General features: G+C 64.6%; 24 protein-coding genes. 16 read left to right on the top strand and 8 right to left on the bottom strand.

What is annotated here, in order from left to right; genetic code table 11:
• Window positions 1-44: 44 nt before the first annotated feature.
• From tam to rpmH, 5 genes are all read right to left on the bottom strand, one after another.
• The gene (gene tam / locus MFF62_RS17000; RefSeq protein ID WP_238264285.1) at window positions 45-824 is read right to left on the bottom strand and encodes a trans-aconitate 2-methyltransferase; all 780 of its coding nucleotides are present in this window, start codon (window positions 822-824) and stop codon (window positions 45-47) included.
• 140 nt (window positions 825-964) lie between these two features.
• On the bottom strand, window positions 965-2,641 hold the full coding sequence (gene yidC / locus MFF62_RS16995) for a membrane protein insertase YidC (RefSeq protein WP_238264284.1): 1,677 nt from the start codon (window positions 2,639-2,641) through the stop codon (window positions 965-967).
• A gap of 22 nt (window positions 2,642-2,663) precedes the next feature.
• Window positions 2,664-2,963: a membrane protein insertion efficiency factor YidD gene (gene yidD, locus MFF62_RS16990; RefSeq protein WP_238264283.1), complete on the bottom strand. Its 300-nt coding sequence runs from the start codon at window positions 2,961-2,963 to the stop codon at window positions 2,664-2,666.
• Between the two features lie 9 nt (window positions 2,964-2,972).
• Entirely contained in the window at window positions 2,973-3,398 is a 426-nt protein-coding gene (rnpA, locus tag MFF62_RS16985) for a ribonuclease P protein component (protein WP_238264395.1), read from the bottom strand.
• Window positions 3,399-3,537: 139 nt separating this feature from the next.
• Window positions 3,538-3,672: a 50S ribosomal protein L34 gene (rpmH, locus tag MFF62_RS16980; RefSeq protein ID WP_008650850.1), complete on the bottom strand. Its 135-nt coding sequence runs from the start codon at window positions 3,670-3,672 to the stop codon at window positions 3,538-3,540.
• 895 nt (window positions 3,673-4,567) lie between these two features.
• On the opposite strand from rpmH, the gene dnaA reads away from it, so the two are divergent.
• The 12 genes from dnaA to MFF62_RS16920 all read left to right on the top strand — a co-directional run bounded on the left by dnaA (window position 4,568) and on the right by MFF62_RS16920 (window position 19,344).
• Window positions 4,568-6,310, top strand: coding sequence for a chromosomal replication initiator protein DnaA (gene dnaA, locus MFF62_RS16975; protein WP_238264282.1), 1,743 nt, complete (start codon window positions 4,568-4,570; stop codon window positions 6,308-6,310).
• 331 nt (window positions 6,311-6,641) lie between these two features.
• Window positions 6,642-7,757: a DNA polymerase III subunit beta gene (gene dnaN, locus MFF62_RS16970; protein WP_238264281.1), complete on the top strand. Its 1,116-nt coding sequence runs from the start codon at window positions 6,642-6,644 to the stop codon at window positions 7,755-7,757.
• A 184-nt stretch (window positions 7,758-7,941) separates the two neighbouring features.
• Complete coding sequence (gene gyrB, locus MFF62_RS16965) at window positions 7,942-10,467, top strand: DNA topoisomerase (ATP-hydrolyzing) subunit B (protein ID WP_238264280.1); 2,526 nt, start codon at window positions 7,942-7,944, stop codon at window positions 10,465-10,467.
• A gap of 131 nt (window positions 10,468-10,598) precedes the next feature.
• A complete protein-coding gene (locus tag MFF62_RS16960; RefSeq protein WP_238264279.1) occupies window positions 10,599-10,937 on the top strand; it encodes a nucleotide pyrophosphohydrolase in 339 nt (112 codons plus the stop codon).
• Between the two features lie 153 nt (window positions 10,938-11,090).
• A complete protein-coding gene (locus tag MFF62_RS16955) occupies window positions 11,091-12,065 on the top strand; it encodes a DUF72 domain-containing protein (protein WP_238264278.1) in 975 nt (324 codons plus the stop codon).
• A gap of 4 nt (window positions 12,066-12,069) precedes the next feature.
• Window positions 12,070-12,774 carry a DEAD/DEAH box helicase gene (locus MFF62_RS16950; RefSeq protein ID WP_238264277.1) on the top strand — a complete coding sequence of 235 codons (705 nt, stop codon included), beginning with the start codon at window positions 12,070-12,072 and terminating at the stop codon, window positions 12,772-12,774.
• 199 nt (window positions 12,775-12,973) lie between these two features.
• Window positions 12,974-13,414 carry a CBS domain-containing protein gene (locus MFF62_RS16945; RefSeq protein ID WP_238264276.1) on the top strand — a complete coding sequence of 147 codons (441 nt, stop codon included), beginning with the start codon at window positions 12,974-12,976 and terminating at the stop codon, window positions 13,412-13,414.
• A gap of 306 nt (window positions 13,415-13,720) precedes the next feature.
• Window positions 13,721-15,211 carry an MDR family MFS transporter gene (locus MFF62_RS16940; protein ID WP_238264275.1) on the top strand — a complete coding sequence of 497 codons (1,491 nt, stop codon included), beginning with the start codon at window positions 13,721-13,723 and terminating at the stop codon, window positions 15,209-15,211.
• 120 nt (window positions 15,212-15,331) lie between these two features.
• Window positions 15,332-15,985, top strand: a complete 654-nt coding sequence (locus tag MFF62_RS16935) for a glutathione peroxidase (protein WP_404990771.1) — start codon at window positions 15,332-15,334, stop codon at window positions 15,983-15,985.
• A 144-nt stretch (window positions 15,986-16,129) separates the two neighbouring features.
• Window positions 16,130-16,915, top strand: a complete 786-nt coding sequence (locus tag MFF62_RS16930) for an oxygen-binding di-iron domain-containing protein (RefSeq protein ID WP_238264274.1) — start codon at window positions 16,130-16,132, stop codon at window positions 16,913-16,915.
• A gap of 96 nt (window positions 16,916-17,011) precedes the next feature.
• Complete coding sequence (locus MFF62_RS16925; protein ID WP_238264273.1) at window positions 17,012-17,860, top strand: fumarylacetoacetate hydrolase family protein; 849 nt, start codon at window positions 17,012-17,014, stop codon at window positions 17,858-17,860.
• Window positions 17,861-18,084: 224 nt separating this feature from the next.
• Window positions 18,085-19,344: a M20 aminoacylase family protein gene (locus tag MFF62_RS16920; protein WP_238264272.1), complete on the top strand. Its 1,260-nt coding sequence runs from the start codon at window positions 18,085-18,087 to the stop codon at window positions 19,342-19,344.
• A 24-nt stretch (window positions 19,345-19,368) separates the two neighbouring features.
• Here the strand turns inward: MFF62_RS16920 and MFF62_RS16915 are convergent, their stop codons facing one another.
• On the bottom strand, window positions 19,369-20,187 hold the full coding sequence (locus MFF62_RS16915; protein ID WP_404990778.1) for an AraC family transcriptional regulator: 819 nt from the start codon (window positions 20,185-20,187) through the stop codon (window positions 19,369-19,371).
• Between the two features lie 246 nt (window positions 20,188-20,433).
• On the opposite strand from MFF62_RS16915, the gene MFF62_RS16910 reads away from it, so the two are divergent.
• From MFF62_RS16910 to MFF62_RS16900, 3 genes are all read left to right on the top strand, one after another.
• Window positions 20,434-21,651 (top strand): MFS transporter, encoded by a 1,218-nt coding sequence (locus tag MFF62_RS16910; RefSeq protein ID WP_238264271.1) that lies wholly within the window; start codon window positions 20,434-20,436, stop codon window positions 21,649-21,651.
• A gap of 131 nt (window positions 21,652-21,782) precedes the next feature.
• On the top strand, window positions 21,783-22,061 hold the full coding sequence (locus MFF62_RS16905) for a hypothetical protein (protein ID WP_238264270.1): 279 nt from the start codon (window positions 21,783-21,785) through the stop codon (window positions 22,059-22,061).
• Between the two features lie 122 nt (window positions 22,062-22,183).
• On the top strand, window positions 22,184-23,173 hold the full coding sequence (locus MFF62_RS16900; protein ID WP_238264269.1) for a Bug family tripartite tricarboxylate transporter substrate binding protein: 990 nt from the start codon (window positions 22,184-22,186) through the stop codon (window positions 23,171-23,173).
• Window positions 23,174-23,207: 34 nt separating this feature from the next.
• Here the strand turns inward: MFF62_RS16900 and MFF62_RS16895 are convergent, their stop codons facing one another.
• Window positions 23,208-23,930, bottom strand: coding sequence for a response regulator transcription factor (locus MFF62_RS16895; RefSeq protein WP_238264268.1), 723 nt, complete (start codon window positions 23,928-23,930; stop codon window positions 23,208-23,210).
• 185 nt (window positions 23,931-24,115) lie between these two features.
• Here MFF62_RS16895 and MFF62_RS16890 point away from each other — a divergent pair, with 185 nt between their 5' ends.
• Window positions 24,116-24,901 carry a response regulator transcription factor gene (locus MFF62_RS16890; RefSeq protein ID WP_238264267.1) on the top strand — a complete coding sequence of 262 codons (786 nt, stop codon included), beginning with the start codon at window positions 24,116-24,118 and terminating at the stop codon, window positions 24,899-24,901.
• A gap of 13 nt (window positions 24,902-24,914) precedes the next feature.
• Here MFF62_RS16890 and MFF62_RS16885 read toward each other — a convergent pair whose 3' ends face one another.
• A complete protein-coding gene (locus MFF62_RS16885) occupies window positions 24,915-26,015 on the bottom strand; it encodes a porin (RefSeq protein WP_238264266.1) in 1,101 nt (366 codons plus the stop codon).
• Between the last annotated feature and the right edge of the window lie 324 nt (window positions 26,016-26,339).

Here is a 26,339-nt window from a genome sequence, read left to right as displayed (position 1 = left end):
AGTGTAGGCGATGGCGCACGTGGGCGCCGTCGCCGGCCGGTCGGTTACCGGGTGGCCACGATGAACACGCGCGGGAACGGCAGCAGTACGGTGCCATCGGCCATCGCCGGAAAGACCTTGGCCAGCGCCGCTTCGTACTGCTGCAGATAGGCGGCCTTCTCGGCCTCATCAAGTGGCGCCAGGAATGGCCGCAGCCCACTGCCCTTGAACCATTCGACCACGGCGGCCGGGCCGCCCTTCAGCGGATGCTGGTAGATCGTGCGCCAGATATCGATGCGCGAGCAGTGGGGCTTCAGCAGTTCGTAGTACCAGCGCTCCGACGCCAGCGCCGTGCGGGCATCGGCGGCGGCGGTCAGCTTGGCCGACCACGGGCCATTCAGCGCGGTTTCCCGCATCAGCAGATGCGGCGGCTCGTTGAGGTTGTCCGGCATCTGCACGGCCAGGCTGCCGCCGGGCGTCAATTTCTGGATCAGCGACGGAAACAGCCGCGCATGATCGGGCACCCACTGGAACACGGCGTTGGCCAGCATCACGTCCCAGGTGCCGGCGTCGGTCGCCTGCGACCACTTTGATACGTCGGCGGTGTCGAAGCGCAGGTCCGGCAGCCGCTTGCGGGCGGCCGCAATCATGTCGGCGTCGCTGTCCAGGCCCGTGACTTCGGCGCCGGCATAGCGGGCCGCCAGCACCTCGGTGGAATTACCCGGGCCGCAGCCGATATCGACCACGCGCGTGGCCGTTGCGGTGGGGATGGCCCCGACCAGATCCCGCACCGGGCGGGTCCGTTCATCCTCGAACTGCACGTATTGGCTGGCCGACCAGGTCATGACGCTGCTCCCTTTCCTCTTGTTGGCGAATTCAAGTCTTATATAAGACTCAAGCCTCGAAGCATACGCCGCATGGCGCCAAAAACAAAAAACCCGGCACGTGGCCGGGTCTTTCGCGGATCGGGTTTGCAGCAGGCTGGTCAGCTCTTGGCCACCGCAGCCGCCTTGCCCTTGCCGAGCATGCGGTTGATCTGCCACTGCTGGGCGATCGACAGGATGTTGTTCACAACCCAGTACAGCACGAGGCCGGCCGGGAAGAAGAAGAACATGAACGAGAACACCAGCGGCATGATCATCATGACCTTGGCCTGCACGGGGTCCGGCGGGGTCGGGTTCAGCTTGGTCTGCACGAACATCGACACGGCCATCACGATCGGCAGGATGTAGAACGGATCCGGTACCGACAGGTCATGGATCCAGCCCAGCCACGGTGCACCGCGCATTTCCACCGACGACAGCAGCACCCAGTACAGCGCGATGAACACCGGGATCTGGATCACGATGGGCAGGCAGCCACCCAGCGGATTGACCTTCTCGGTGCGGTACAGCGCCATCATCTCCTGGTTCATCTTCTGCGGGTCGCCCTTGTAGCGCTCGCGCATGGCCGTCATGCGAGGCTGCAGGTCCTTCATCTTGCCCATCGACTTGTAGCTGGCAGCCGACAGCGGGAAGAACACCAGCTTGATCAGCACGGTCAGCGCGATGATCGACCAGCCCCAGTTGTTCAGGAAGCCGTGCAGCTTTTCCAGCAGCCAGAACAGCGGCTTGGCCAGGATGGTCAGCCAGCCATAGTCCTTCACCAGTTCCAGGCCCGGCGTGATCTGCTCGAGCATGCGCTCTTCCTGCGGACCGGCGAACAGGCGTGCATCGGTGCTCACCGTGGCGCCCGGGGCCAGTTGGCCCAGCGGTTGCTGGATACCCACGCGGTACAGGTTCGGATCGATCTGCTCGGCGTAGAAGCTGTGCTGCTTGCCGTTCTGCGGAATCCAGGCCGAGGCGAAGTAGTGCTGCACCATCGCCACCCAGCCGTTGTCGGTGGCAGCCGGTACCGAGGCCTTGCCCTTGGCGATGTCCTCGAAGCTGAGCTTGTGGTACTTGTCGGCGTTGGTGTAGATGGCCGGGCCGGTGAACGTGCTGTAGAACTGCGACTGCTCCACCTTGCTGCCGTCACGGGCGAGCTCCAGGTACAGCGTCGGCGACACCGGCGCGGTGCCGGCATTCGTCACGTCGAAGCGCGCGTCGACCACGTAGCTGCCCTTGCGGAACGTAAAGGTCTTCACGAACTTCACGCCGTTCTTCTCGGCGGTCAGCACGACGTCCAGCTTGTCCTGGCCAGGCGTCAGCGTACGCGCGCCCGGCGCGGCCGTGAACACCGTGGTGTGGTTCGGCAGGTCGCCGCCGATCAGGCCCGAACGCGCCAGATAGGTGCGCTGCGCATCACGTTCGAACAGCACCACCGGCTTGCCGTCCTTTTCGTGCTCGTTGAGCAGTTCCAGGCGCGACACGATGCCGCCAGCGGTATCGATCTCGGCGCGGACTTCGTCGGTCGTGACGATGACCTTCTCGCCGGCGGGCTGTGCGGCCGCCTGCGGTGCCGACGGCACGGCGCCAGGCGCCGAGGCGGTCGTCCCGTTGGCCTTGGGCACGTCACCCTGGGCCGCGGCGCCGCTTGCGCCACCGGCCGGAGTGGCCTGCTGCTGCGTGTTGGCGCTCGGGAAGAACATCGACGCGTGGCCGTTGGCGCGCTGCCAGTTGTCGTAGAGCAGCACGAGGGACATCGAGAAGATGACCCACAGGATGGTGCGTTTGATATCCATGTCTCGCTATGGTCTGGGGGAATCAGGGTCTGGGGAGCCGGACCGTGATGGACGGGCGGCCGGACGCGGTGGCTTCGGGAGGCACTGCGCTGGCAGTCCCGTTGACTACAGGCTCGGGCACGGGATCATACCCGCCCTTTGCGAAAGGATGACAGCGGCAGAGCCTGCACGCGGTCATCCACGTGCCTCGCGCCGGGCCATGACTGATGATGGCGTCGCGGGCATAGTCGGAACACGTTGGCGAGAAGCGGCACTGCGAGCCCAGGTACGGACTCAGGGCGATCTTGTAGATACGCAGCAGGGCAAGCAGGATTCGCTTCATGATCTTGGGTCAGGCTGGCGCGGCTGGCACCAGCGGCTCGCCGGATGGAGCGGGCGGGGCGGGTGGCAGTGGCTTGGTGGCCACATCCAGCAGGCTGCCGATTTCGGCATGGCAGGCGCGCCTTATCGCGGCCCGGCTGGCAAAGTCCGCACGCGGAAACTTTGCCTGCAACCGCAACAGGATATCGCGGCCCGCGAATTGGGCCTGCCGGCTTCGAAACAGTTCCCGCACCATGCGCTTCACGAGATTGCGCTCGGCCGCGCGTGGTGCGAACTTCTTGCCCACGACAATGCCCAGCCGCGCCTGCGGCTGGCCGTTGGCACGCACGTACAGCACGAAGTGCGTACTGCGACGCCGGGGCCGCAAAGCAAAAACGGATGAAAACTCATCCGTCTTTGTGAGCCTTGCGGCTTTGGGAAAGGCATGGTCGGACACGCTGGTCAAAGCTTGCGGCAAGCCGGGCTTCGGCGGCGGCGATCTTGGCCATCCTGAGTGCGAGGCGCTGGTCCGCACGGCGGTGTAGCGTCACGGCGAACCGTCACGCTGCCTGCCGCACGGGCCGGTCGCCCGGCCCTCAGATTGCCAGGCGCTTGCGGCCCTTGGCGCGACGAGCGTTGATCACGGCACGGCCGCCGCGGGTCTTCATGCGCACGCGGAAACCATGGGTACGCTTGCGGCGGGTAACGGAAGGTTGGTAGGTACGTTTCATGTTGCACTCTCTGGTTGATCCGGGCTTTCCGGGCGCCGGCCGATGCCGGGGCGCCTTGGCCGCCGCGTATGGTTCGCATGGGGCTGCCGCAACGCAGACGCTCGGTTTACGACGAGGTTGCCACGGCCATGCCGACGATTCTGGTTCTGTCTTGCTGCCGGCCGCCGCTGGCCTTGGCCGTAATGGACAAAGGCGCTGGCGGGGATCAAGGCCGCTTGACCGATGCCGCACATTCTTTACATGTAGCGGTACGGGCCAGACCCGGCGATGCGCATACGTGATCCCCTGCCGCATCGCAGAACCCGCCATTTAACCGATTTTCGTCGGCAGTGTCAAGAATCCAGACGGCCGGTACCGCAATTTCCCGCAGATGTGCGTGACAAGGCGCCGTCAACACTGGTGCACCATTGTCCACAATATTCGGTGGGTAACTCTGTGGGTATTCCCCATCACCTATCTGCAGTACCGCGGTGGATCAAGTCCTTGTTTCCGATGGATTATCAGGTCCTACGAGCCCTTGTGGCGCGCGCCTTCCGCGCGAGTTGTGCACACAAATCCACTGAATTTTCACAACTTGTCCACAGGGTTATCCTTTGTGGATAACTTGGGCCGGGGGGTACAATCCGGGTCCAAACACTACACGGGCCGCGTGGCGCACGCACAACCCGGGACTGCCTGCCTTCGGTATACCGCGATGCACGTCAGCAAAAGCTGGCGAGGGGCGCGAGGTATACCCCATTGGAAACACCGTCACGAAGCATTGCATTCGAGGACGGTGTATTGCCTTGTCGCTGCGAAGATGGCGCACAAGGCATGCAGGGGCCCGGTGACTGCAAGGCGTTACGTCACCCGTGACGTGCCATTGATGCGATGGCGCGATCACTTAGAAGAACACATGCAAGATTTCTGGCAGGCAGCAGCCGCGCAACTCGAGCGCGAACTGACGCCCCAACAATTCAAAACCTGGATCAAGCCGTTGGCGCCCGTCGCCTTCGACGAGGAAGCGCATGCGCTGCGGATTGCCGCGCCGAACCGCTTCAAGCTCGACTGGGTCAAGAGCCAGTTTTCGGGGCGGATTACCGCGCTTGCGTGCGAATACTGGGAAACGCAGGTCAGCGTTCACTTCGTCCTGGACCCTGCGGCATCGGGCCGCGCGGCCACTTATACACAGCAGGCCATGCAGCAGCAGGGCCATGACAATGGCATGGCGCCCGCAGCAATGGGTCCGGGTGGCGCGGCCTATCCTGGCGCACCGGCTGGCGTACCCGGCGGCATGCCGGGCCAGTCGTTCGATCACGCGCCCGTGCGCCCTTCGCAAGCGCCCCAGGCGGGCGGATATCACGAATACGGTGGCCAGGGGAATGCCGGCCAGGGTGGCGGTCAGCCCGGCTACGGCGCGCCCGCCGGCCAGATGCCCTACCCGTCGGCGCCCGGCGCCATGCCGCATCGCGGCGCCGCGCCCACCGGGCATCCGCTCCAGGGTGGCTCGCACGCGCAGGACATGGGCGATATCGACGTGGCCCAGATGGACGCGTCTGAAGCCAGCGCCCGCTCGTACCGTGTGCCGTCGCAGCAACCGGCCGCGGCCGGCGCGCAGCCGAACGACACGGTGCACGAGCGCTCGCGGCTGAACCCGATCCTGACGTTCGACAACTTCGTGACCGGCAAGGCCAACCAGCTGGCGCGCGCCGCTGCCATCCAGGTGGCCAACAACCCGGGCAAGTCGTACAACCCGCTGTACCTCTACGGCGGCGTGGGCCTGGGCAAGACCCACCTGATTCACGCCATCGGCAACTTCATGCTGATGGAGAACCCGCGCGCGCGCATCCGCTATATCCACGCCGAGCAGTACGTGTCCGATGTGGTGAAGGCTTACCAGCGAAAGGCGTTCGACGAATTCAAGCGCTACTACCATTCGCTGGACCTGCTGCTGATCGATGACATCCAGTTCTTCTCGGGCAAGAACCGTACGCAGGAAGAGTTCTTCTATGCGTTCGAGGCGCTGATCGCCAACCGAGCGCAGGTGATCATCACCAGCGATACGTATCCGAAGGAAATCACCGGTATCGACGACCGGCTGATCTCGCGCTTCGACTCCGGCCTGACGGTGGCGATCGAGCCGCCCGAGCTGGAAATGCGCGTGGCCATCCTGATGAAGAAGGCCGCCGCCGAAAACGTGAGCGTGCCGGAGGAAGTGGCGTTCTTCGTGGCCAAGCACCTGCGTTCGAACGTGCGCGAGCTGGAAGGCGCGCTGCGCAAGATCTTGGCGTTCTCGAACTTCCACGGCAAGGACATCACGATCGAGGTCACGCGCGAAGCGCTCAAGGACCTGCTGACCGTGCAGAACCGCCAGATCTCGGTCGAGAACATCCAGAAGACGTGTGCCGACTTCTACAACATCAAGGTCGCGGACATGTATTCGAAGAAGCGGCCCGCCAACATTGCCCGGCCGCGCCAGATCGCGATGTACCTGGCCAAGGAACTGACGCAGAAGAGCCTGCCGGAAATCGGCGAGCTGTTCGGCGGACGCGACCACACCACGGTGCTGCACGCCGTGCGCAAGATCGCCGACGAGCGTGGCAAGGATGCGCAGCTCAACCACGAGCTGCACGTGCTGGAACAGACGCTCAAGGGCTGATCGGCCGGTTTTGAAGGGCGGCCTTGCCGGGCTGGCATACTACTGGGTGCGCGTCCGGCGGCAAACGGGCGCTACAAGCAACGGTTGCATCGCGGGAAACCGGCCTCAGATAAGGCTTTGCGGTGAGTCGGGACGAATTGGCGGGAGTTGACGCGACGGGCGTGGCATTTTGTGCACAGCCGGGCGCCCCGCCGGATTCGCCCCGCTTCACCGCAGCGGCTTATCCTTGGTACAATCCGGCATTAACTCGTTGATTTCCAAAGTAAATTTGGATATCTGGGTTTTACCCGATTCCGCGGTCGCCGACGACAAACGACGAAGGATAAATTCAATGCAATTGGTCAAAACCTCGCGAGACAATCTGCTGCGTCCGCTGCAAATCGTGAGCGGCATCGTGGAGCGCCGCCACACCCTCCCGATCCTGGCCAACCTGCTGATTCGCAAGTCCGGCTCGAACGTATCCTTCCTCTCGACCGACATCGAGATCCAGATCACCACGCATGCCGAATGCGGCGTCGGCAGCGACGACGTGGCCACCACCGTGGCCGCGCGCAAGCTGCTGGACATCCTGCGTGCGATGCCCGATGGCGACGTGGCGCTGTCGCTGAACGACAAGCGCATGACCGTGCAATCGGGCAAGAGCCGCTTTGCGCTGCAGACGCTGGCCGCCGAGGAATTCCCGACGGTTGCAGAGGCCGCCGAGTTCAACGCCAGCGTGAGCCTGCCGCAGAAGACGTTCAAGCATCTGCTGGCGATGGTGCACTTCGCGATGGCGCAGCAGGACATCCGCTACTACCTGAACGGCATGCTGCTGGTGGTGGACGGAAAGAAGGTCATGGCCGTGGCCACCGACGGTCACCGCCTGGCGTATTGCGGCGTGGAGCTGGAGACCGAAGCGGCTGGCGTGGGTTCGCGTCAGGAAGTGATCATCCCGCGCAAGACCATCCTGGAACTGCAGCGCCTGCTGGAAGACACCGACGATCCCGTGCAGGTGCAGCTGGCCGCCAACCAGATCAAGTTCACGTTTGCCAACGTGGAACTGATCAGCAAGCTGGTGGAAGGCAAGTTCCCGGACTTCCAGCGCGTGATTCCCAAGGGCTACAAGAATGCGTTCGCGATCGACCGCGTGCAGCTGCAGCAGGCGCTGCAGCGTACCGCGATCCTGACCACCGACAAGTTCAAGGGTGTGCGTTGCATCCTGGACACGCACGTGCTGAAGATCAGCTCGACCAACGCCGATCAGGAAGAGGCGCAGGAAGAGCTGGAACTCGATTATTCGGGCGACGCGCTCGATATCGGATTTAACGTGACCTATCTGCTCGACGTACTCGCCAACCTGAAGAGCGAGCAGGTGCAGGTCAGTCTCGGCGACTCCAATTCGAGTGCGCTGATTACCGTGCCGGAAGACGACAACTTCAAGTACGTCGTGATGCCGATGCGCATTTGATGGCAAGCACCAAGTCGCCATCCATACACAATCGGACGCACACCGCAGCAGGGGCCGGATCCAGGCGATCCGCCCCTTTTGCCGTTTTTAAGTAACCCGCAATTGCGGATTTGCCGCACCCGCCGACCATTGGCGCGGGCCCGGCGTTCTTCGCTTTTGCCGTGAGTATCGTGAGTAGGAAAACATGACCGATCAGCAGAATCCGCAGCAGGAAAACACTTACGGCGCCTCTTCGATCCAGATCCTGGAAGGCCTGGAAGCGGTGCGAAAGCGTCCCGGCATGTATATCGGCGATACGTCCGACGGTACCGGCCTGCACCACTTGGTGTTCGAGGTGCTCGACAACTCGATCGACGAAGCGCTGGCGGGATATTGCACCGAGATCCTGGTCACGATCCATAGCGACAACTCGATCTCGATCGTCGACAACGGCCGCGGCATTCCGCCGGCGGTGAAGTTCGACGACAAGCACGAACCGAAGCGCAGCGCGGCGGAAATCGCCATGACCGAACTGCACGCCGGCGGCAAGTTCAACCAGAACAGCTACAAGGTGTCGGGCGGCCTGCACGGCGTGGGCGTGTCGTGCGTGAACGCACTGTCGAAGTGGCTGCGCCTGACCGTGCGCCGCGATGGCCAGGTCAACCTGATCGAATTCGCCAAGGGCGAAGTGCAGAACCGCATCGTCGAAACGGTGACCGGCCCGGACGGCCAACCCGTGGAAGTCTCGCCGATGAAGATCATTGGCGCCACCGACAAGCGCGGCACCGAAGTGCACTTCCTGGCCGACGAGGAAATTTTCACGAACGTCGAGTTCCACTACGAGGTGCTGTCCAAGCGCATCCGCGAACTGTCGTTCCTGAACAATGGCGTGCACATCAAGCTGGTGGACCAGCGCACGGGCAAGGAAGAAGATTTCGCGTTCGCAGGCGGCGTGAAGGGTTTTGTCGAGTACATCAACCGCTCGAAGACCACGCTGCATCCGACCATCTTCTACGCGAACGCCGAGAAGGAAGGCATCACCGTGGAAGTGGCCATGCAGTGGAACGATGGCTACAACGAGCAGGTGCTCTGCTTCACGAACAACATTCCGCAGCGCGACGGCGGTACCCACCTGACCGGCCTGCGTGCGGCGATGACGCGCGTCATCAACAAGTACATCGAAGAAAACGAGATCGCCAAGAAGGCGAAAATCGAAACCAGCGGCGACGACATGCGCGAAGGCCTGGCCTGCGTGCTGTCGGTGAAGGTGCCCGAGCCGAAGTTCAGCTCGCAGACCAAGGACAAGCTCGTCTCGTCCGAAGTGCGCCTGCCCGTGGAAGAACTGGTCGGCAAGGCGCTGACCGACTTCCTGCTGGAAACGCCGAACGACGCCAAGATCATCTGCGGCAAGATCGTCGACGCTGCCCGCGCACGCGAAGCCGCGCGCCGTGCTCGCGAAATGACGCGCCGAAAGGGTGTGATGGATGGCATGGGCCTGCCCGGCAAGCTGGCAGACTGCCAGGAGAAGGATCCCGCGCAGTCCGAACTGTTCCTGGTGGAGGGTGACTCCGCAGGCGGCTCGGCCAAGCAGGGCCGCGACCGCAAGTTCCAGGCAATCCTGCCGCTCAAGGGCAAGATCCTGAACGTGGAGCGCGCGCGCTTCGACAAGATGCTGTCGAGCCAGGAAGTGCTGACGCTGATCACCGCGCTGGGCACGGGCATCGGCAAGGACGACTACAACCTGGAAAAGCTGCGCTACCACCGCATCATCATCATGACCGATGCTGACGTGGACGGCTCGCACATCCGCACGCTGCTGCTGACGTTCTTCTACCGCCAGATGCCGGACATCATCGAGCGCGGCTACGTCTACATCGCGCAGCCGCCGCTGTACAAGATCAAGCACGGCAAGGAGGAGCGCTACATCAAGGACGACACCGAGCTGAACGCCTACATGCTGAAGCTGGCGATGGAAAAGGCCGGCCTGGTGCGTCCGGATGGCAGCGAGATCGCCGGCGACGCGCTGGGCGAACTGGCCCGCCAGTACCAGCTGACCGAAGGCGTGATCGGCCGCCTGTCGCGCATCGTCGATGCCGAGGCTCTGCGCGCCATCGCCGACGGCGTGGTGCTGGACCTGGACAGCGCAGCCGCCGCCGAAGCATCGGCTGTGGCCCTGAAGGCCAAGCTCGCCGAAATGCACACCAAGACGCTGATCGGCGCCGCGGTGAACGACGACGGTACGGCCGACGTCTACGCACAGTTCGACGAGAAGACCGACAAGCACCGCCTGATGATCGCGCGCCGCCACCACGGCAACGTGCGCCTGTCGCACCTGGACGCAGACTTTGTCCACGGCGCCGACTACGCAGCACTGGCCCGCGCGGCCACGACGTTCCAGGGCCTGATCCCGGACGGCACCAAGGTCAAGCGCGGCGAAGGCGAAAAGATGCGCGAGCAAACCGTGGCGGACTTCCACCAGGCCATGCAATGGCTGCTGACCGAAGCCGAACGCGGCGTTTCACGCCAGCGCTACAAGGGCCTGGGCGAAATGAACCCCGGCCAGCTGTTCGAAACCACGCTCGACGTGACGCAACGCCGCCTGCTGAGGGTACAGATCGAAGACGCCATCGCCGCCGACCAGATCTTCACCACGCTGATGGGCGACGAAGTGGAACCGCGTAGGCACTTCATCGAGAGCAATGCGCTGGTGGCCCGGAATATTGATGTTTGAGGGTTGCCGACCACGCTGAAAACAAAAAGCCACCTTCGGGTGGCTTTTTGTTTTCCCGGCTTCTCAGTCGAGGAGAACACTCCCCAACCAATGCGACAATCCCTCCCTCATCCGACCTAGCCACCAACCCCATGCCCACCCCCCTCATCGACCTGAAAAACCTCCAGCAAGCCGCCCTGGCCTTTGGCGAGGAGCGTGGTTGGGGCAAGTATCACAGCCCGAAGAATCTTGCGATGGCGCTCAGTGTGGAGGTGGCCGAGCTCGTGGAGATTTTTCAGTGGCAGACCGAGGAGCAGTCGCGCGGTGTGATGGCGACCGATGAGCGGGCGCATGTGGAGCAGGAACTGGCCGATATCACGATCTACCTGACGCAGTTGGTGACGGCGCTCGGGGTGGACCTTGATGCGGCGGTGCGGGCGAAGATGGAGATGAACGCGCGCAAGTATCCGGCGCCGGGTGAAGGGAAGTAAGCGGGCTCCTGGAGGGACGGCGCGGCCGGTGCTTCGCGTCTTGCAAGCATCACGCAGCGGAATCAGATATCTGAAATGCTGCAAGCCTGCTGACAGACCCGTGCATCAAATCCGGCTAGACTTCTGCCATCGTCTCTCGCGGAGATCGGAGCCATGGCAGTGCGCAAGCAGAGCAAGTCGGCGGGCAACGTCCACATTGGCATTGGCGGCTGGAATTTTGCGCCGTGGCGCGACAATTTCTACCCGGCCGGGCTGCCGCAGGCGCGCGAGCTGGAATATGCGAGCCGCCACCTGACCGCGATCGAGATCAACAGCACGTATCACGGCACGCAGAAGCGCACGTCATTTGCCAACTGGCGCGATGCCACGCCCGACGGGTTCGTGTTTTCGGTCAAGGCGTCGCGCTTTGCCACGAACCGGCGCATTCTCGCCGAGGGTGCCGATTCCATTCACCGGTTTATCGATAGCGGCATCGCGGAGCTTGGCGACAAGCTCGGGCCGCTGGTCTGGCAATTCGCGCCGACCAAGCAGTTCGTGCCTGACGATTTCGAGGCGTTTCTGGACTTGCTGCCGGATTCGGTCGAGGGCGTGAAGTTGCGCCATGTGCTCGAAGTGCGTCACGACAGTTTCATGTGCGACGAATACCTGAAGCTCGCGCGCAAGTACAAGGCGGCGACGGTATTCACCGATTCGCCCAAGTTTCCATCGTTCGCCGACCTGACCGCCGACTTTGTCTACGCGCGGCTGCTGAATGCGCAGGAAAAGGTCGCCACCGGCTATGCGGCCAAGGATCTGGACGAATGGGCCGGCCGCGTGTCGACCTGGGCGGGCGGCAAGGCGCCTGGCGATTTGCCGAAGGTGGAAGACAAGCCCGGTGCCAAGCTCGCGCCTAAAGAGGTCTATCTGTTCTTCATCAACGGCGCCAAGGAACGCGCGCCGGCCGCCGCCGGGGCGTTACTGCATCGACTGGGATGGGCGCCGACCGAAGAGGTGCCGGTGAAGAAGGCGGCTGCCAAGACCGCCGCCGCGAAGTCAGTCGCGACCAAGACAGCCACCCCAAAGCCAACCACCCCCAAGGCGCCCGCAAAGAAGTCCGCCAGGAAAACCACTACCCGTGCTGCCGCGTGATGCCATGAGCATCAGCCCCGAGCCCAGCCCGTCCCCGTCCCTATCGACGACGCCACGGCGCGAACCCTTTTCGGCGTTGCCGCTGGAGCCGATGTGGCTCGATGCGCTGGCGCAGTCGGGTCATGTGATGATGACGCCCTTGCAGGCGGCCGCCCTGCCCCTGGCCCTGGCTGGCCACGACATGATGGTGCAGGTGCGGCACGGCGGCAGTGCCACGATGCTGTCGATCGCCCTGCTCCACCGGCTCGATCCTCAACGCTTCGACGTCCAGGCGCTGGTGATGTGCCCCACGCGTGACCGTGCCGAGGTGGTGGCGCGGCGCGTACGGCGGCTGGTGCGGTTTGCTGGACAGGTCAAGGTGGCGCTGCTCTGCTCCGGCATGCCGATCCGGCCACAGATCGATAGCCTGATTCACGGCGCGCATATCGTTGTGGGCACACCGGGCCGGCTGCTCGACCATATCGAGGCGTCGAGCCTGGACCTGCGCGCAATCAACACGGTCATCTTCGAGGGCGCCGACAGGATGCTCGACATGGGATTTGCCGATGACATCGCCTTTGTCGCCAGCCGGTGTCCGAAATTGCGCCAGACCATTCTGTTTCATGCGTCGCCCGATGTGGATCCGCCTCCCGACATCGCGCGGCTCGGCCGCCGGTGGATGCGCAGGCCGCGCGCGGTCAGGCTGGCGCCGGATGCATCGCCGGGCTGAGCGGCACCGCAGGCTGCCATGCGGCCATGCAAAGATTTCACACAAGATTCGTGGAAGTCACCCTGTAAGCCGGCGCCATCCTTTGCTAATCTGAATGAACGTGGCCAGACCCCGGGGGGCGTGCGGCTCGCGCGGCATCGCACATCGAAAGCGTCTGGACTGCGACTGTTTCCAAAACAGCAACAAGGAGTCGGTGACAATGAAAACCGCACGGCAAGTTCTGGAAAGCAAGGCACGCAATGCCATCTTCAGCATCCCGCCCACGGCGACGGTGTACACCGCGCTGCAACTGATGGCGGACAAGGGCATTGGCGCGCTGCTGGTGATGGAACACGACAATATTGTCGGCATCCTCAGCGAGCGGGATTACGCGCGCAAGGTGATCCTGATGCAACGTACGTCGCGCGAGACGCTCGTCAAGGAGATCATGACCACCGCCGTGATCTACGTGCGGTCGGAGCAGACCACCGACGACTGCATGGCGCTGATGACGCGGCACCGCCTGCGCCACCTGCCGGTGCTGGACGGCGACACCCTGCTCGGCATGCTGTCGATCGGTGACCTGGTCAACGACATCATCAGCGAGCAGCGCTTCACGATCGAGCAGCTCGAACACTACATCACGGGCGGCTCTCGCTAGCCAACCCCGCGCCGCCTCAGGCATTTCCCTTCCTCCATCTGCCCCGGGCACGTCGAGCGGACGTGCCCGGGACGTCTCCCGGCGGGCAATTTCCCCCTGCACAGCGTCGTGATGCAACGCAGCGCCAAATGCTAAGCATGCATATAATTATGCGATTGCTGAATTAGGCCGCGTCCACGTCACGCGGCCGATTTCTTGTATCCCCGCCGCTACACGCCCAGTTCCGCCCGCATGTCATCGCCCTCGCCTTCCCAATCCGCTTCGCTCGACTCTGCCATACCTGTTGCTCACGACCATGCCGCGATCATGCGGGTGATCGGGGGCATCGTGCTGTGCATCCTGCTGGCCGCGCTCGACCAGACCGTGGTCATCCCGGCCGTGCCAGCCATTGCCAATGACCTGAACGGTTTTGGCCACCTGTCGTGGATCGTCACCGCCTACCTGATCGTGTCGACGGTGACCACGCCGCTGTACGGCAAGCTGTCGGACAGTTTCGGGCGGCGGCGCCTGCTGATGCTGGCCATCTCGCTGTTCATTGCCGCCTCGGTGGCGTGCGCGCTGGCGCAGTCGCTGACGCAGCTGATCCTGTTCCGCGCGTTGCAGGGGGTGGGCGGCGGCGGGCTGATGTCGCTGGCGCAGGCGGCCATCGCCGACGTGGTGGCACCGCGCCAGCGCGGGCGCTACCAGGGTTATCTGGCCACGGTATGGGCGGTGTCGTCGATTGCCGGGCCGCTGGTGGGTGGCTGGGTGTCCGACCACATGTCGTGGCGCTGGCTGTTCTGGATCAACGTGCCGCTCGGGCTGCTGGCCATGGCCATGTGTTATCGCGGTCTGGCCCACCTGCGTCCGCGCGGCGGCAAGCCGCGCGTGGACTGGCTGGGCGCCTGCCTGCTGGCGGTGGCCATCGTCGCCTTTCTGCTGGCGATGAGCTGGGCCGGCGAGGCATTCGACTGGATTTCGCTGGAAATGGGCGGCCTGCTGCTGCTGACGCTGGTGTCCGTGGCGCTGCTGGCCTGGCAGGAACGGCGCGCGGCCGATCCGATGCTGCCGCCGCGCCTGTTTGGTAATCGCACCTATGTGATGGGCGTGGGCGCGTCGGCGCTGGCCGCGCTCAATATCTTCCTGTGCATCTTCGCCCTGCCCCTGCATTTCCAGCTCGTGCGCGATGCTGATGCGTCGTTGTCTGGCCTGCTGGTGGTGCCGTTCCTGCTGTCCACGGTGGCGGGCAACTTCATCGTGGCCTGGCTGGCGCCCCGGCTTGGTCGCATGCGCGAGATCCTGACCGGCGGCTATGTGGCCGCCGCCGTGGGCCTGGTGTCGCTGGCCACGCTGACGGCCGCCGTGCCCATCGCGCTGGTGCTGGTGGCGATGACGATTGCCGGTATCGGCCTGGGCATGGCGATGGTCGGCACGCTGATCACGGTGCAGAACGCGCTGGAGCGCCGCGACATGGGCGCCGGCACCGGCGCCCTGCTGGTGATCCGTTCGCTGGGTAGCGCACTGGGCGGCGCGCTGGCCGGCACGCTGCTGGCCATGGAGTTCCGCGATGCCCTGGTCCGCTCGGGCGTGACGCAGGCGCTGGACCTCGGGTCGCTGCGCCATGGCAGCGAGGCGATGGCGCACCTGTCGCCGGCCGTGCGCCAGATCCTGGCCAGCGGCGTGGAGTCCGGTTTCCACCTGATCTTCGCGGCAGGCGCCGTGGCGGCCGTGCTGGCACTGGTCATCGTGCGCCGGATGCCGGACCTGGAGCTGCGTAGCAGCGTGACCGAACACGCGGCCAAGATCCATATGGAGTAAGTGCCCGGGGCCGCCGCGTGCGGCCCCGCGTCATGACGCCTTGCGGCGGAAAGCGTAGACTTTGTCACTAGCTTTTCAGCCAACCTTGCAGCTAACCGTCGGAATCAGGAGCCTGAACCCATGTCTCGCCAACGCACCCTGGCAACTGCAGTGAACGCGGATCGGATGCGCCGGAATTTCCTGCGAGTCGCCCTGACTAGCGCCCTGGCCGCCGCCGCGGCGGCCTCCCTGCTGCCCCAGCCGGCGCGTGCCGCCGAAAAGGCCGCCACCGTGTCGGCGCAACCGGCCGGCAATTGCCCCGCCGCGCTGAACTTCCGCTTCCCGCGCCTGCAGGACGAATCGCCGCAGAACCTCTGCCAGTACGCGGGCAAGGTGGTGCTGGTGGTCAATACGGCCAGCTATTGCGGATTCACGCCGCAGTACGAGGGCCTGGAAGCGCTATACGCCAAGTACCGTGAGCGTGGCCTGGTGGTGCTGGGCTTCCCGTCGAACGACTTCTCGCAGGAACCCGGTTCGTCGAAGGAAATTTCCGACTTCTGCTACAACACCTACGGCGTCAAGTTCCCGATGCTCGGCAAGTCCCATGTGCGCGGCGGCGAAGCCAATCCGATGTACGTGATGCTGACCAAGGAAACCGGCACCGCGCCGAAGTGGAACTTCTACAAGTATCTGATCGATCGCAAGGGCCAGGTCGTGGGCAGCTACAACAGCATGGTCAAGCCCGACGACAAGCAACTGGTGTCCAGGATCGAGGAACTGCTGTCCACGCGCTGACCCGCGCGGCCTTTCGTTCCACGCGTATCCGGCAAGCGCCTTCTCCGGGCGCTTTAAAGATCTGTTGATGCATATCAACTGAAAGCCGCGCGCACCTGCGTACTTTCGCCGCTTAAAAATAACCATAAGCGCGAGAGGAGTGTCATGAGCAAGGTGCTTTACGAATCCGATGGACACGTCTGCCTGGCGTTCACGGATCTGGTGGACGATTCGCAGGGGGAGGCCGTACAGAGCAACCAGTTCCTGGTGGTCGACCACGGCCACGCGACGCTGATCGATCCGGGCGGCCAGATGACCTACAGCGAGCTGTATATGACCATCAGCCGCTATTTCCCGCCCAAGCAGCTCGACTACGTGCTGGCGTCGCACGCCGACCCAGACATCGTGGCGTCGGTCGGGCGCTGGCTGACCTCGTCGGAAAGCCGCGTGTTGATTTCCGAGGTCTGGGCCCGCTTCCTGCCGCATTTCTGCCAGGTGGGCAAGACGGCCGGGCGCATCGTGCCGATTCCCGATGCCGGGATGGTGGTGCCGCTGGGCCAGTCATCGGTACTGGCGGTGCCGGCTCACTTCCTGCACTCTGAGGGCAATTTCCAGTTCTACGACCCCGTCAGCAAGATCCTGTTCTCGGGCGACCTGGGCGCGTCGATGACGTCATCCGAAGAAGCCGGCACCGAGGTGACCGACTTCGACGCCCATACCACGCGCATGCTGGCCTTCCATCACCGCTACATGAGCGGCAACCGGGCGTGCCGCCTGTGGGCGGCCATGGCGCGGACGCTGGACATCGACTGGATCGTGCCGCAGCACGGGCCGTCGTTCCGGGGACGCCAGATGGTGGCGCGGTTCATCGACTGGGTCGAGCAGTTGCACTGCGGGCTGGACCTGCTGGACGCCAGCCACTACCGCGTGCCCACGCAGGTGTTGCGCTGACAACGCCAATCGCGCCGACGCCCGCTCCCGGTGCACGCGGGCGGCGTGCTTGCGATATGCTCGCGAAGCTGACATAACCCCCCAAGAGGAGACGAGATGAAGCTAGTGCGCGTAGGAAATCCCGGAGCCGAGCGCCCGGGCTTGGTAGACCGCGATGGCCGCGTACGCGACCTGTCCGGCGTGATCGGCAACCTCGGCCCCGAGCAACTGGCGCCGGCGGCGCTGGCAAAGCTGGCATCGATCGACCCTGCCACGTTGCCCGTGGTGGACGGGCAGCGCCATGGCGTGCCCTGGACCGGCATCGGCAAGATCATCGCCATTGGCCTGAACTACGCCGACCACGCGGCCGAAGCGGGCATGCCGCTGCCGGCCGAGCCCATCGTATTCCTGAAGGCCAATACGTCGCTGAACGGCCCCGATGACGCCGTGATGCTGCCGTTCGAGTCGCAGAAGTCTGACTGGGAAGTGGAACTGGGCGTGGTCATCGGCACCACCGCGCGCAATGTGTCGAAGGCCCAGGCGCTGGAACACGTGGCCGGTTACTGCGTGGTGAATGACGTGTCCGAGCGCGAATTCCAGCTTGAGCGTGGCGGTACGTGGGACAAGGGCAAGGGCTGCGACACGTTCTGCCCGGTGGGCCCGTGGCTGGTCACGCGCGACGAGGTGCCCGACGCCCAGAAGCTGGGCATGTGGCTGGACGTCAATGGCGACCGCATGCAGAAGGGCAGCACGGCCACCATGGTGTTCGACGTGGCCACCGTCGTCAGCTACGTGAGCCGCTTCATGACGCTGGAACCCGGCGACCTGATCGCCACGGGCACGCCGCCCGGCGTGGGCATGGGGTTCAAGCCGCCGCGCTATCTGAAGGCCGGCGATGTCATGCGCCTGGGCATCGAAGGGCTCGGCGAGCAAAGCCAGAAAGTCGTGGCCTACGGCGAACGCTAGATTCTGCGATGTGAAAAATGCGGGGCGCTCAGGTGGCGTGCCGAGGTTCCCCGCTGAAACATCGTCTTGCAAAGCGTCGCGTTTTCAAACAAAGCGTACGATTAGGGCAACGGTTTTACTGCGATATGGGGCGCTTTCGCACGAAATCGGCATTCAGGGTTTTACCTCTTGGCGGTGCATGAAATACTGTTTCTACATGATGTCTGCCAAATAAGAGCAATGCCATGTCTGAACACGCCCCCGAAATTGAGTCGATATTAAAGACCGTCTCGGTCAGTCTCGCCAAAGACGCCCCCACGCGCTCCTACTGCACGGTTCACGACACGCTCGACTCGCGTGACGAACTGCAGAACATCCGGCGCAATATCCACCAGCACCCCGAACTCGCCTTCAACGAAGTCCGCACCGCCGAACTTGTCGCCAGCAAGCTCGAAGGGTGGGGCTATGCCGTGACGCGCGGCGTGGGCGGCACCGGCGTGGTGGCCACGTTGCACTCGGGTAGCGGCAAGCGCAGTGTCGGCATTCGTGCCGACATGGACGCGCTGCCCATCCACGAGCGCTCCGGCTTGCCCTATGCCAGCGTGCACGAAGGCAAGATGCACGCTTGCGGGCACGACGGCCACACCACGATCCTGCTGGGCGCCGCACGCCAGCTGGCGCGCACGCGCCACTTCAATGGCACGGTCCACCTGATCTTCCAGCCGGCCGAGGAAATCGGCTCCGGCGGCGGCGCAGAGCGGATGCTGGCCGATGGCCTGTTCGAACGCTTTCCGTGTGATGCCATCTTCGGCCTGCACAACCATCCGGGTGTAGAGGCAGGGACGTTCATGTTCCGCGCCGGCCCGTTCATGGCCGCGTGCGACACGGTGACCATCACCATTCGCGGCAAGGGTGGCCACGCGGCACGGCCGCACCAGTCGATCGATCCGATCCTGGTGGCCGGCAGCCTGGTCATGGCGCTGCAGTCGGTGGTGGCGCGCAACGTCGATCCGAACGAGACCGCGGTGGTCACCATCGGAACGCTGCACGCGGGCCACGCGCCCAACGTGATTCCGGACAGCGCGCGCATGGAAATCAGCGTGCGGTCGTTCAGCGCCGAGGTGAGGGCGTCGATGGAGGCGCGCATCCGCCAACTGGTGACGTTGCATGCCGAAGGGTATGGCGCCAAGGCCGATATCGACTACGTGCGCGGCTATCCGGTGCTGGTGAACAGCGAGGCCGAAACGGAATTCGCCCAACAGGTGGCCGAGGAACTGGTGGGCCCGGAACGCGCGATCGGCAATTTCCACCGCATCGCGGGCAGCGAGGACTTTGCGTACTTCCTGCAGCAGCGCCCGGGCTGCTTTGTGCGGATGGGCAACGGCGCCAACCAGCCGCTGCTGCACAACGCCGGCTACGACTTCAACGACGACAACCTGACCGTGGGCGCCGCGTACTGGACGCGCCTGGTGGAACGCTACCTGGCCGACCCGGCAGGGGAATAAAAACCGTCGTCGGGGCAGGGCGGGTCACTTGAAGAAGGCGCTCGGCGGCACGCCAAACTGCCGCCGGAACATCGTCGCGAACGCGCTCGGGCTTTCGTAGCCCATGTCCAGCGCCACATCCACCACCTTGTCGCCGGCCGCCAGGCGCTCCAGCGCGGCCAGCAGCCGCGCCTGCTGGCGCCACTGGCCAAAGGTCATGCCGGTTTCCCGTGCAAAGCGGCGCTGGATCGTCTTCGGATCCACGCCCAGCCGCGACCCCCAATCCGCCAGTGTCAGGTCCGTATCCGGCATGCCGACGATCTCGTCGCAGATCTTGCGCAGGTCCGTGTCCGAAGGGCGCGGCAGGTGCAGCGGCAGGGTGGGCACCAGCTTCACCTCGTCCAGCAGCAGCCGCATCAGCCGGCCGTCGCGCGAATCGGGTTCGTAGAGCGGCGGCACATCGATGGCCGCCAGGATCAGCTCGCGCAGCAATGGCGAGATGCCCAGCACGGTACATTGCGTGGGCAGGTCGGGCGCGGCGTCGGGGCGAATGTAGGCGGTGCGCATCTGCACGCGGCCAACCATGCGGATCCAGTGCGTGGTGCCGCCCGGCATCCACATGCCGCGCGTGGGCGGCACGGTCCATTGGCCCTCGGCCGTCGACACCACCATCACGCCATGCATCGCATGGACCAGCTGCGCATGCGGGTGCTGGTGCGGCTTGGTGACATGGCCCGGCACGTAGTCGGCGGCCATGGCCGTGACCGGCATCGGGCTGCGGTCGAAGCGCAGGTAGGCGGGGTTCTCGGAGTATGTATCGGCGCGACTGTCCATGGCGGGGTCGCGCGGCGCGTCGGGGGGCAGGGGACGGCTGCCCGGTGTGTCGCGGTCGACCCATGCGATCTGCGGCTGGGGCGGTTTGCCGCGCCCGAGCGTTCGCTTTGCACCCGGCATGTCCTTTTCTCCAAAGTTGCGGCCTCATTCTCGCAGGACAGGCGGGGATTTGCCAATTAGGATGACCCACTCCTGACCGCCATGCCCAAAAAAACTGCCATCGAAGGCGGCGGCGGGAAATTCCGTAGACGAGAACCGGCCAATGCGCCCCCGACCATGAGCACAACCGCCAACACCACCGCCGCCGCGGTGCATCGCCAGGAAGGCACGCGCTTCCGCGTGTTGTACGCGATCAGTTTCGCGCACTTCCTCAACGACATGATCCAGTCGCTGATCCTTGCCATCTACCCGATGCTCAAGGGCGGCTTCAACCTGAGCTTCACGCAGATCGGCCTGCTGACGCTGACCTACCAGATCACGGCGTCGCTACTGCAGCCCATCGTCGGCCTGTACACGGACAAGCATCCGAAGCCCCATTCGCTGGCCATCGGCATGGGCTTCACGCTGTGCGGCCTGCTGCTGCTGTCGGTGGCGCCCACCTATGGCGTGCTGCTGGTGGCTGCCGCGCTGGTGGGTACCGGATCGTCGATCTTCCATCCGGAGTCGTCGCGCGTGGCGCGGCTGGCGTCGGGTGGCCAGCACGGCCTGGCGCAGTCGATCTTCCAGGTGGGCGGCAATGGCGGCAGCGCCATGGGGCCGCTGCTGGCCGCGTGGATCGTCCATTCGCAAGGCAGCGTGGCGTGGTTCTCGCTGGCTGCGGTGCTGGCCATCGCGGTGCTGTGGCAGATCGGCGGCTGGTACGGCCGTCACCTCGCGGAGCGCGCGGCCAAGAAGAAGGCTGCCGCCGGTGCGGTGGCCAAGCTGCCGACGTCGACCGTGGTGCGCGCCATGACGGTGCTGCTGCTGCTGATCTTCTCGAAGTACTTCTACATGGCCAGCCTGAACACGTATTACACGTTCTACCTGATGGAGAAGTTCGGCCTGCCGCGCCAGACGTCGCAGATCTACCTGTTCCTGTTCCTGTTCGCGGTGGCCGCGGGCACCATCCTGGGCGGCCCGATTGGTGACCGCATCGGGCGCAAGCGCGTGATCTGGGCGTCGATCCTGGGCGTGGCGCCGTTCACGCTGATGCTGCCGCACGCCAACCTGTTCTGGACGGCCGTGCTGACGGTGATCATCGGCTTTATCCTGGCATCGGCGTTCTCGGCCATCCTGGTGTTCGCCCAGGAACTGATTCCGGGCAAGGTGGGCATGGTGTCCGGCCTGTTCTTCGGGTTTGCGTTCGGCATGGGCGGTATTGGTGCGGCCGTGCTGGGCAGCCTGGCCGATTCCCATGGCATCGAGTCGGTCTACCAGTTCTGCGCCTATCTGCCGCTGCTGGGCCTGCTGGCGGTGTTCCTGCCCGATCTGCGGGCACGCGCCAAGGCGGCCTGACGCCTCCCGAGCCTCCGGCTCACGCCCTCTCGCGCGGCAGCGTGGAGAGGGCGCGACAGCGGCGGGGCCTGCCCAGCCCCCCGCACAGCGATTCGATACCCTGGCATTGGTTTTGCGGCATCATCTCGGTCATGAAGTCCGCCGTACCCCCGACCCCCGCAACGCCAGCCATGCCAGCCCGCCCCGCCTGTCCCCATTGCCTTGCCCTGGCCGACGATTCGCGCCGCCGCGAGCCGCATCCGTGCCTGGCGCTGCGCAATACCGCGCCGCTGGTCAGCCAGAGCGCGGCCGGCGTGCCGTTCAGCATGATGTCGTTCACCTGCCGCGAGTGCGGCACGACGTGGCGCCTCTATGACCGCGCCAACGAGCTGTTCGTGTCGTGGGTGCCCGAGCATCCGCTGGTGCGATAGCCGCCCGCACGGACTGGGTGCACGGATCGATCGGCTAAGATAGCGCCTCGGCCGGACGCCACCGACGCGTGCCGCCCGGTTTCCAGATATCCCACGTATTTCCCCCATCCAAAGCCCCGACCATGGCCGTTTTCCGCCTCCAGCCGCTGCATGCCGCCTGCCTTGCCGTCAGCCTGACCGTCACCGCCGCCGCGCCGGCCCTTGCCGCCGACAGCTATCCGAGCCGGCCGATCCGCATGATCGTGGCCTATCCGACCGGCGGCATCAGCGATGCCGTGGCGCGTGCGCTCGGTGAAAAGCTGTCGGTGCAGATGGGCACGTCGGTCGTGGTGGAAAACAAGGCCGGCGCCGGCGGCAGCATCGGTATCGATGCCGTGGCCAAGGCCGCGCCCGATGGCTACACGCTCGGCTTCGCGTCGACCAGCCCGCTCACGCTGAATCCGCACGTGGGCCACGTCAACTACGACCCCCAGCGCGACGTGGCGCCGGTCATGAGCGTCATGTATTCCCCGGTGCTGGTGGTGGCCACGCCGAGCTTTGCCGGGAAGACGTTCCAGGACCTGATCGCGCAGTCCAAGGCCAAGCCTGGCTCGGTGCGCTGGGCTACGTCGGGATTGGGTACGGTCGGCCACGTGATGCTGGAGCAGATCCGCTCGAAGTCGAAGGCCGATATCACGCTGATTCCCTACAAGGGTGCGGGCCAGCAAATGAACGACGCGCTGGGCGGCCAGTTCGAGGTGATGAGCACCAACGCCAGCCCCATGCTGACCCAGCACATGCAGGCCGGCCGGCTGCGCGCCATCGCGGTGGGTGCGCCGAAGCGGCTCGACAGCCTGCCCAACGTGCCGACGTTCGACGAACTCGGCTATGCCAAGGCCAACCTGACCTCGACGTTCGGCATCTTCGCGCCGGGCAAGACGCCGGCGGCCATCGTCGAAAAGCTAAACGCCGAACTGAACAAGGCGCTGGCCGAGCCTGACGTGCGCGACCGCCTGTTGCGCGGCGGTGAAGTGCCCACGGGCGGCTCGGCGGCCCAGTTCGCCAAGGCCATCCACGCCGAATCGCAGGAAAACGCCCGCATCGTCAAGGAAGCCGGCATCAAGGCCGACTGACAACCACGGGTCGACGCCGGGGCAGGGGCCGGCGTCAGGCCACGTCCAGCCGGCTGCCCAGCCGGTAGACCGTGCGCAGCATCACGCCGTTGAACGGCCACAGCGCGAGCTTGTTCCGGATGCGGGACAGGTGGCTGTCGATGGTGCGCGACTGCTCGGCCATGTCGATGCTCTCCCAGACCTTGTCGATCATCGCGCGCCGCGTGACCAGCGTGCCGAGATTGCGGAACAGCAGCAGCGCCAGCGCGTATTCCTTGGGCGACAGCGTGACATTCTTGCCCTTCACCCACACCTGACGCTCGGTCACCGAGAAACGGTATTCGCCGCAAACGAGCTGATCCGGGCCGTTGTTCAGCACCGCGGTCTGGGCACTCGCCGGCCGCATGGCCTGCGCGGCAGCCCGCCGGGCCAGCGCCTCGATGCGTGCGAGCAGTTCGCCGTCGCGCACCGGCTGCGGCACGTAGGCATCGGCGCCGGCCATCAGGCAGCGCGCTACATCTGACTCCGCGTCGCTGGCGCCAAACATCATCACGGGCAGGCCGTGTCCGAGCGTGCGTCGGACCCACTCCAGCAATTCCTCGGCATTCGTGTCGGCCACGTCACGGTCCAGCAGCAGCATGTCAAACGGCTCGCGATGGATGGCGTCGACCAGCGGCTGCCCGCCGCAAAAGCGTGCAAGGCGGTGCCCGCCCTGTTTCAGGGCGCGCTCCAGCACCATGATGCGGGCCGGATTATCTTCAAGCGCGGCGATCTTCACGTTCGGTTCCTTCCTGTCATACCCAAAGGTACGGTGTGGCCCATGGTAGGGCGCCACCTGTTGCGGACGAAGTAAACATTTGTGGCGGACACAAAAATGAGCATCGTCTTATAGGGTTTGTGCGCATCTCCGCATCTAATGGTGGTCGGACTGACTACCCGCACCCGTACCGGGCGCGACGATGCATGACGAGAACAGGACTGAAGGTGGCTTCGCTGGAAGGCGACAGCGCACAGGCGGCGATGATCCGCGCGATTGTGACCGGTGTCGGGCATGAATGCGTGACCTTTACCGATGGCCGACGCATGTTGCTGACCTTGCGCAAGGTGGCATTCGACCTGCTGCTGCTGGACTGGGAGGCGCCGCACGTAAGTGGCATCGAGGTGCTGAACTGGGTGCGCACGCACCTGGACCCGCGCCTGCCGGTGATGTTCGTGGCGCGACGCGACGCGGAGACCGACATCGCGGCAGCGCTGGCGGCCGGCGCCGACGACTACATGGCCAAGCCGATCCGGCCCGTGGAGCTGTCCGCGCGCGTCCAGGCGCTGCTGCGGCGGGTGTATCCCGACACGCGCCAGCGCGACGACAGCCAGATGGCCTGGGGGCGCTTTGCGTTCGACGTCGTCACGCACCACGCCACGCGCGACGGCGCGGTGGTGCCGCTGACGCCCAAGGAGTTCGAACTGGCCCTGCTGATGTTCCGCAACGCCAACCGAGTGGTACCCCGAGAGCACATGGTCACGGCGGTCTGGGGACGCGAGTTCTCGCCGATGTCGCGCACCATCGACACGCACATCTCGCGTGTGCGGAACAAGCTCAACCTGTGGGATGAAAACGACGTGCGCCTGGTGCCGGTCTACACGTACGGCTACCGGCTGGAGCTGCTGGACGATGCAGGAAGGAGTGTCGCGGCGGAGGGGGAGGGCAAAACAAAAAAAGGCACCCGAAGGTGCCTTTCCAAAATCAGTTGATCCGAAGCTGCGATCAGAAGATGTGGCGGATACCTGCGGCCACGCCAGTCTGGTTGTTGCGGCCCGGCAGTTCGGTCTTGGCGCCACCGGTGACCTTGTTGAAGTCAACCGTGCCATAGACCTGCGTGCGCTTCGACAGCGAGTACTCGGCCAGCAGGACGCCGGTGTAGCGCTTGCCGCTGTTGTCGTTGATGCCGTTCTTGTTGTCGATGAAGTCGCCGTAGAACACGCCGGTCAGTGCCAGTGCCGGGGTGGCCTGGTACGTCGCGCCGATGTAGCCGATCGTGTCCTTGCGCGGGTTGGCCTGTGCGTTGCCGCCAGCCGGGATGGGGTTGGCCGTGTTGCTCGGCGAGAAGAAGCCGGCGTCGATGCTGCCGGTCTTGTCCTTGCCGCCGATGTAACCCAGGAACAGCTTGGTCGCGCCAACCGTGTACTTACCGGCCACGCCCCACATTTGCTGCTTGTTCTTGGCAGCAGTGGTGTCGCGGAATTCCTGGTACACGCCGCCGATGCCGAACGGTCCGATGTCGTACGAAGCGCGCGCGCCCACGTACTGACCCTTGGTCAGGCTGCCGGCTTGCTCACCGAAGCCGTAGCTGGCGCCCACGTTCAGGCCGCTGAACGAACCCGAGTAGCTGACGACGTTGTCTGCGCGGAATTGCGTCAGGAAGAACGGCCAGGCGTTGTTGTCGTAGTTACCGATGGTCAGCGGATCGAAGTCGCCGAACAGGTTAAAGCCTTCGGTGTACTGACGACCCAGCTTGATCGCGCCGAAGTCGCCGGCCAGGCCGACGTAAGCCTGACGACCGAACAGACGGCCGCTCGGGTTCTGGCTGCTGACTTGGTTCGAACGACCCGTATCCGGATCAAAACCGTTTTCGAGCTGGAAGATAGCCTTCAGGTTGTTACCCAGGGCTTCCGAGCCCTTCAGGCCCCAACGGCTGTTGGTGATGGCGCCGTTCGTCAGCTGGGTCTGGCTGTGGTTGCCAGCGTCAGCGTTCGTCTGGAAGCGGACGCTCTGGTCAACGATACCGTACAGCGTCACCGAAGTTTGCGCGAAGGCGCTGCTGGCAAACAGCGAACCGAGAGCGAGGGTCAGTAGCGATTTCTTCATGGTGCTCCTTTTCTGTCTTGTGGCTGGATCGCCCCGGATCACGGCGCGTCCATTCTTTGTGGATAACGTTTGCACTAAACGCCGCGAAAATTTATCAAAAGGCGGATCGTTGCGACATAAAACCGAAGCCTTGGCGCATATGAAGGAGACATTTGGTGCAAATCCGTTGGTTTGCCGCTACAGAATGTCGGAGGGCTGTTGAAATGGTGCAAGGCACCACGCGCCAGAGCGGTGCATTCGAGGCGGGGAGCGGTATTGGGCGCGAAAGGCAGCGCGCAGCACAACCGCCCGGCAGGGCGGTTGCTGCGGTGCAATATCCCCAAC

The sequence above is a fragment of the Cupriavidus pauculus genome (assembly GCF_022179805.1).
GTDB classification, from domain to species: domain Bacteria; phylum Pseudomonadota; class Gammaproteobacteria; order Burkholderiales; family Burkholderiaceae; genus Cupriavidus; species Cupriavidus pauculus_E.
This window is presented reverse-complemented; position numbering and strand designations above follow the sequence as displayed.

Excerpts from the sequence above, each read along its gene's own strand:
- MFF62_RS16925 (WP_238264273.1), top strand. The coding sequence starts at position 17,012 with ATGAAGCTAGTGCGCGTAGGAAATCCCGGAGCCGAGCGCCCGGGCTTG.
- MFF62_RS16890 (WP_238264267.1), top strand. The coding sequence starts at position 24,116 with ATGACGAGAACAGGACTGAAGGTGGCTTCGCTGGAAGGCGACAGCGCA.
- MFF62_RS16935 (WP_404990771.1), top strand. The coding sequence starts at position 15,332 with ATGTCTCGCCAACGCACCCTGGCAACTGCAGTGAACGCGGATCGGATG.
- MFF62_RS16910 (WP_238264271.1), top strand. The coding sequence starts at position 20,434 with ATGAGCACAACCGCCAACACCACCGCCGCCGCGGTGCATCGCCAGGAA.
- MFF62_RS16900 (WP_238264269.1), top strand. The coding sequence starts at position 22,184 with ATGGCCGTTTTCCGCCTCCAGCCGCTGCATGCCGCCTGCCTTGCCGTC.
- dnaN (WP_238264281.1), top strand. The coding sequence starts at position 6,642 with ATGCAATTGGTCAAAACCTCGCGAGACAATCTGCTGCGTCCGCTGCAA.
- gyrB (WP_238264280.1), top strand. The coding sequence starts at position 7,942 with ATGACCGATCAGCAGAATCCGCAGCAGGAAAACACTTACGGCGCCTCT.
- MFF62_RS16930 (WP_238264274.1), top strand. The coding sequence starts at position 16,130 with ATGAGCAAGGTGCTTTACGAATCCGATGGACACGTCTGCCTGGCGTTC.
- MFF62_RS16885 (WP_238264266.1), bottom strand. The coding sequence starts at position 26,015 with ATGAAGAAATCGCTACTGACCCTCGCTCTCGGTTCGCTGTTTGCCAGC.
- MFF62_RS16955 (WP_238264278.1), top strand. The coding sequence starts at position 11,091 with ATGGCAGTGCGCAAGCAGAGCAAGTCGGCGGGCAACGTCCACATTGGC.
- dnaA (WP_238264282.1), top strand. The coding sequence starts at position 4,568 with ATGCAAGATTTCTGGCAGGCAGCAGCCGCGCAACTCGAGCGCGAACTG.
- MFF62_RS16905 (WP_238264270.1), top strand. The coding sequence starts at position 21,783 with ATGAAGTCCGCCGTACCCCCGACCCCCGCAACGCCAGCCATGCCAGCC.
- MFF62_RS16960 (WP_238264279.1), top strand. The coding sequence starts at position 10,599 with ATGCCCACCCCCCTCATCGACCTGAAAAACCTCCAGCAAGCCGCCCTG.
- MFF62_RS16950 (WP_238264277.1), top strand. The coding sequence starts at position 12,070 with ATGAGCATCAGCCCCGAGCCCAGCCCGTCCCCGTCCCTATCGACGACG.
- yidC (WP_238264284.1), bottom strand. The coding sequence starts at position 2,641 with ATGGATATCAAACGCACCATCCTGTGGGTCATCTTCTCGATGTCCCTC.
- MFF62_RS16920 (WP_238264272.1), top strand. The coding sequence starts at position 18,085 with ATGTCTGAACACGCCCCCGAAATTGAGTCGATATTAAAGACCGTCTCG.
- yidD (WP_238264283.1), bottom strand. The coding sequence starts at position 2,963 with ATGAAGCGAATCCTGCTTGCCCTGCTGCGTATCTACAAGATCGCCCTG.
- tam (WP_238264285.1), bottom strand. The coding sequence starts at position 824 with ATGACCTGGTCGGCCAGCCAATACGTGCAGTTCGAGGATGAACGGACC.
- rpmH (WP_008650850.1), bottom strand. The coding sequence starts at position 3,672 with ATGAAACGTACCTACCAACCTTCCGTTACCCGCCGCAAGCGTACCCAT.
- MFF62_RS16945 (WP_238264276.1), top strand. The coding sequence starts at position 12,974 with ATGAAAACCGCACGGCAAGTTCTGGAAAGCAAGGCACGCAATGCCATC.
- MFF62_RS16940 (WP_238264275.1), top strand. The coding sequence starts at position 13,721 with ATGCGGGTGATCGGGGGCATCGTGCTGTGCATCCTGCTGGCCGCGCTC.